General features: G+C 69.5%; 5 protein-coding genes. 2 read left to right on the top strand and 3 right to left on the bottom strand.

Features of this window, described 5'->3' with window-relative positions:
- Positions 1–55: 55 nt before the first annotated feature.
- Together QZ433_RS09945 and QZ433_RS09940 are read left to right on the top strand one after the other, a co-directional pair.
- Positions 56–1,864 carry a DUF4012 domain-containing protein gene (locus tag QZ433_RS09945; RefSeq protein WP_295782715.1) on the top strand — a complete coding sequence of 603 codons (1,809 nt, stop codon included), beginning with the start codon at positions 56–58 and terminating at the stop codon, positions 1,862–1,864.
- A 148-nt stretch (positions 1,865–2,012) separates the two neighbouring features.
- On the top strand, positions 2,013–2,561 hold the full coding sequence (locus QZ433_RS09940; protein ID WP_295782712.1) for a hypothetical protein: 549 nt from the start codon (positions 2,013–2,015) through the stop codon (positions 2,559–2,561).
- An 80-nt stretch (positions 2,562–2,641) separates the two neighbouring features.
- Here the strand turns inward: QZ433_RS09940 and QZ433_RS09935 are convergent, their stop codons facing one another.
- From QZ433_RS09935 to QZ433_RS09925, 3 genes are all read right to left on the bottom strand, one after another.
- Positions 2,642–3,334, bottom strand: coding sequence for an endonuclease/exonuclease/phosphatase family protein (locus QZ433_RS09935; RefSeq protein WP_295782710.1), 693 nt, complete (start codon positions 3,332–3,334; stop codon positions 2,642–2,644).
- Between the two features lie 67 nt (positions 3,335–3,401).
- Complete coding sequence (truA, locus tag QZ433_RS09930) at positions 3,402–4,259, bottom strand: tRNA pseudouridine(38-40) synthase TruA (protein ID WP_295782708.1); 858 nt, start codon at positions 4,257–4,259, stop codon at positions 3,402–3,404.
- Between the two features lie 82 nt (positions 4,260–4,341).
- The coding region (locus QZ433_RS09925; RefSeq protein ID WP_295782706.1) for a bL17 family ribosomal protein at positions 4,342–4,700 on the bottom strand (359 nt) is incomplete at its 5' end.

The raw sequence follows: 4,700 nt of genomic DNA, 5'->3' as shown, positions 1-4,700 counted from the left end.
GCGGGGAGGTGATCGATGGAGTCCTTCGCCGTCGCGCCCCGTCTAGGGTGTTCGCGTGATCGTCAGGGCTCCGTCGCGTCTTCGTCCCCGTCGTCGGCGCCGCGCTCTCGCCTGGCTCGTATGCCTCACTCTCGGGGCGGGCCTCATCGCCGCGGTGTGGATCGGGGTGCGCGGCGCGCTGGCGGCCCAGCACCTGGAGTCCGCCCAGGCGACGGTGACCGCCGCTACCCAGGCGGCGGACGATCCGGCGACCGCCCTGGCGATGCTCGCTCCGATCGGCGCTGATACCGACGCGGCCCGCTCGCTGACGAGCGACCCGATCTGGCAGCTGGCGGAGTCCTTGCCCTGGGTGGGTCCGCAACTACGGGCGGTCGCGCGTACCGCCGCTGCGATCGACGACGCCGTCACCCGAGGCCTCACGCCGCTCGCCTCCGTCGCGGGCGATCTCGCGACCGCGGCCCTGCAGCCGACGGACGGCGTCGTGGACGTCGACCGCCTCGCAGCCGCCGAGCCCGCCGCTGCCACCGCAGCTCAAACGCTACGACGCAGCGCCGACGAGGTGGGTGCGATCGACCGCACCCCCCTCCTCGGCCGACTGTCCCGTACCGTCGCTCACGCCGCGGATGTCCTGGACGCGGCGGCCGATCGTGCCGATGCGCTGCGACGTGCCACCTCGCTGGTCCCGCGGATGCTCGGGGCTGACGGGCCTCGCTCGACGCTCGTTCTGTTCCAGAACAACGCCGAGTGGCGCTCCGTCGGGGGTGTGGTCGGCGCCGTCGCCCAGATCGATGCGAGCGGCGGACGTCTCACGCTCTCCGCTCAGGGGTCTTCCGGCGATTTCGCCCGGCTGAGCGGCGCCCCGGTGGCATCTCTGCCTGCCGACGTCCAAGACCTGTACGGCACCCGCCCCGCGCGCTACATCCAGGACACGACGCAGGTGCCGGACTTCACCGTCGGCGCTCCCCTCGCGCAGGAGATGTGGCGCCGCGTGCACGGAGCGAAGGTCGACGCCGTCGTGGCGGTCGATCCCGTCACTCTGTCGTATCTTCTGCGCGCGACGGGACCCGTACGCCTTCCCACAGGCGACGAGATGACCGCCGATTCGGCGATCCCGCTACTGCTGCACGACGTCTACGCGCGCTATCCGGACCCGACCGCGCAGGACGCGTTCTTCCGTTCCGCATCGATCGCGGTCTTCCAGGCGCTCACCGAGGGGCGGGCCGCTCCGGTCGCCCTCATCGATGCCGTCACGCGCGCGTCGGCCGAGCGGCGACTCCTGGTCTGGAACGCGGATGCCGCCACCCAGGCTCTTCTGGACGGCACCACGCTGCAGGGCGCACTCCCCGTCTCCGACGCGGCTCGGACCACGATCGGGGTCTATCTGAACGACGGCACGGGTTCGAAGATGGACTACTACCTGCGGCCGCGGGTCGAGACCGCGTGGTGCGGATCGGGAACCGCCTCCGTCCACGTCGAGCTCCGCAGCGACGCTCCCGACCCCCGTCTGCTCCCCGCCTACGTCACCGGCGCCGGCACGTACGGAATACCCCCTGGTGACGCTCTCACGGGTGTGTACATCTATCTGCCGCCGGGCGCGTCCGTCGTCGATCAGCGCTCCGCGAGCGACAGCCCCATCGCCTCGGGCTTCGCGGGTGGCACTCACGACGGGCGCACGGTCCTGAAATGGTCGGTCGAATTGCCTCCGGGTCGCAGCGCGTCGATCGACCTCGAGATCGCCCTCCCCGAGACATCCGTGCTGGATGCCGTGTCGACTCCGACCCGCGATCCGGCCGAGGTACCCGGCGCCGGCGCATGCCGGTTCCCGGCCGACGAGGCTGACACGGAACCGGGCGGCAACGGGTGAAGTCCGGGCCCGATGTTCGTGAAACCGTCGTCGATCGCGCCACCGTGATGGTGCCCCTGCTGAAAGATCGACGTCAGAGCCACGCGAGTCTCGACGGATGATGCGGACCGCTCCACCGGCTCGATCACGCTGACCAGATGGGCACACCATGAAGACCACGATCCTCCGAGCAATCGCCGCGCTGTCGCTCGCCGCGGCCGCGGTGATGGCCCCGACGGCCGCCAACGCCTACGTCGACCCCGCCGTCGTCATCGCGACGCCCCCGGTCATCCCGGCCGGCGGCCAGACGGTCTTCACGACCAACCGTCCTGCACTGCAGGGAGACGAAGACGTCCTCATCTCGGTGAGCGGCGTCAACGCCAACGGCATCGCTCTCGCATCCGTCGTCCAGACGAACACCACGCTGCGCAGCAAGGCCATCAACGGCTCCCTCCGCGTCCCCGTCACGGTGCCCCAGAATGCGAGCGGCCGTTACGACTTCACATTCACGGGCGCACGAAGCGGAACCGTCCTGCACGGCTCCGTCACCGTGACCGGCACGCCTTCCTCCCCCGCCAAAGGCGGACTCGCCGTAACCGGCTTCGATGCGGGTGCCACGACGGGAGTGTGGATCGCCGGCGCGGGTCTCGTCGTCGCCGGTGGCGCTGTCGTCGTCGGAGCGGCGATCCGCCGCCGCCGCCGCAGCGCCCGCAGCTGAGCTCCTCTTTCGAAGCAGAGGGCCCCGTCGCCTCACGACGGGGCCCTCTCGGCGTTTCCACCGTCTCGGAACCCCGGAGCTCACACACCTCCGCTGATGTGCGTCGTCGTCACCTCGGCGGTGACCAAGATGGGCAGGTGGTCGCTCAGCCCCTGCGGCAGCGTCTTGATATGCGCGATGTCGAACCCCGCCGATGTCGCGAAATCGTAGTGCCCCTTGAAAAACCGGTAGCGCGTGTAGGTCCGTGCGTCGCTCAACGTGAGCTCGTATCCCTGGTCACGAATTCTCTGGCCGAGGTTCTCCTTGAACACCGGGTAGTTGTAATCCCCCACCATCAGGGCGGGAAGACCGGGACCGAGATCCTGGAGCTCGGACAGCGCGGTCCGGATCTGATGCCGGCGCAAGGAATTCAGCGCCGTCAGCGGCGCCGCGTGGAAAGAGGCCACGATGACATCGCGACCGTGGTCGATGTCCCGCAGCCGCACGCCCAGCATCCGCTCCTCGGCCGGCTTCAGCACGTAATCATGCAGTGACTTCTTCAGTCCGATCGCGCGGACATCCTCGGCACGGAAGGTGTTCTCGCGGTAGTACACCGCGAGGCCCAGGCGGTTCCGCTGCGTGGCCTCGGCCAGACGCAATCCGCTGATGCGATCGGGGATGTCACGGGAGTCGCACTCCTGCAGACACAGGACGTCCGCCTCGTGCTTCTCGACGAGGGCGACGAGTTCTCCGGCCGCACGATGCTTGTTGAGGTTGTACGAGATGACCTTCATGGCGTGGACAGCCTACGACCGCTGTCGATGCCACGGCCGAGGGTTGCACCAGCGCAGACGGGGTGAATCAGGATGCCGGGTCGTCGGCATCCCGTCGCCGACGTGTCTGTTCGGCACGGGCCGCCAGCAGGTCGTCAGCGGGGTATCCGACCTCGGCGAGAACAAGCCCGCGAGCGGCGAGGACTTTGGTCTCGGGAATCCGCATGCGGGCATCACGGATGGCGACGACGTCGTCGACGGCGATCCGCCCCTCCCCCACGGCCACGCACGCGCCGACCAGCGCGCGCACCATGCTGTGACAGAACGCATCCGCGCGCACGTTCGCGACGAGGACGCCGTCTTCGCCGCGGCGCCAGTCGTATTCGAGCAGCGTCCGAATGGTGGTCGCCTCGTCGCGGGCCTTGCAGTACGCGGCGAAGTCGTGAAGACCGATGAGACGATTCGCGGCGGCGTCCATCGATCGGACGTCCAGCGCGCTGCGGGTCGTCGTCGTCCACTGCCGGGCGAGCGGATCGTAACCCGTCGAAGCGTCCGCAAGACGGTAGGAATAGCGACGCCACACGGCGGAGAAGCGCGCGTCGAACCCCTCGGGGGCGACTGTGGTTCGGTGGACGGTGACGTCCGGATATGCGCCGAGGACCCCGCGGATCCTCCCGGCGAGGGCTGACACGGCATCGCTTTCATCGCCGTCCCGGCGACGACGCGGCAGACGTCCGACCTGGTCCGCGTCGAGATCGATGTGGGCGACCTGACCGGACGCGTGCACCCCTGCATCTGTGCGGCCCGCGACGATCAGCCGCGGTGAGCCTCCGACGATGCGGGCGAGGGCGTCCTCGAGCTCGCCCTGAACGGTGCGGAGTCCGGGTTGCCGAGCCCACCCGCGAAAGTGCGTGCCGTCGTAGGAGATGTCGAGACGAATGCGCACCACACCAGCCTATGAGCGTTCACGGCGTCCAAACGACGAAACCCCCGCCCGAAGGGGCGGGGGTTTCGTGCGAGCGAAGAGGTTACGCCTTTGCGTCGTCCTGGACCGCGTCGGCGGCGGCGGCTTCAGCTGCAGCACCCTCTGCGGGCGACTCGGCGCCGGCCTCGGCGGCCTCGTCGTTCGCCGTCTCGTCCGCGGCGGGCTCGTCGGCGACGGGCTTCTCGGCGGCGGGAGCGGCGGCCGCGGGAGCAGCAGCCGCCTTGTTCGACGCCTTCTTGGCGACGGGCTCGAGGACGAGCTCGATCACGGCCATCGGGGCGTTGTCGCCCTTGCGGTTGCCGACCTTGGTGATGCGGGTGTAGCCGCCGTCACGCTCGGCCACCAGGGGCGCGATCTCGGTGAAGAGGGTGTGCACGACCTCTTTGTCGCCGATGACGCTCA

Source organism: uncultured Microbacterium sp. (assembly GCF_913776565.1).
Classification (GTDB): domain Bacteria; phylum Actinomycetota; class Actinomycetes; order Actinomycetales; family Microbacteriaceae; genus Microbacterium.
Note: the sequence above shows the minus strand (reverse complement) of the source record. Positions and strands in the feature narration are given on the sequence as shown.